Source organism: Cognatundibacterium luofuense, assembly GCF_018139685.1.
In the GTDB taxonomy this organism is placed as follows: Bacteria; Pseudomonadota; Gammaproteobacteria; order Burkholderiales; family Burkholderiaceae_D; genus Undibacterium; species Undibacterium luofuense.
On record NZ_JAGSPN010000250.1, the window covers coordinates 1 to 382 of the forward strand.

A 382-nucleotide genomic window follows, 5' to 3' on the forward strand; every position below is an offset into this window, starting at 1 on the left:
CATGGGAGCGAAAACAGTAACGATTAAACCGGTCTGCTGAGTTTCGTTCACAAAATCGAGACGGATTTCAGCTCCGATGCGATTGGCAATCGCTTTAACAATGGATAGTCCCAATCCTGCGCCAATTTGCTCACTCCCCAGCGTGCGGTAGAAGGGATCAAACACCCTGCCTCGTTCAGCCAACGGAATGCCAGGCCCGCTGTCCTGGACACGTAATACCACCTTTCCGTCCGAGAGACCAATAGAAAGATCAACTCTGCCTCCTTGTGGTGTGTAGCGGATGGCGTTATCAACTAGGTTCTTGACTAGGGTGGTCATGTCCATCTCGTTAGCCCACACTTCAGCATCTTGCATGTCTGTGACTCCGATGTCGATGTGTTTG

Annotated in this window: 1 protein-coding gene; it reads right to left on the reverse strand. The window is 51.0% G+C overall.

Annotated elements, in window-relative coordinates:
• Positions 1–354 (reverse strand): sensor histidine kinase (locus KDM89_RS20265; protein WP_230428008.1); only part of this gene is annotated, 354 nt, incomplete at its 3' end.
• Positions 355–382 lie beyond the last annotated feature (28 nt).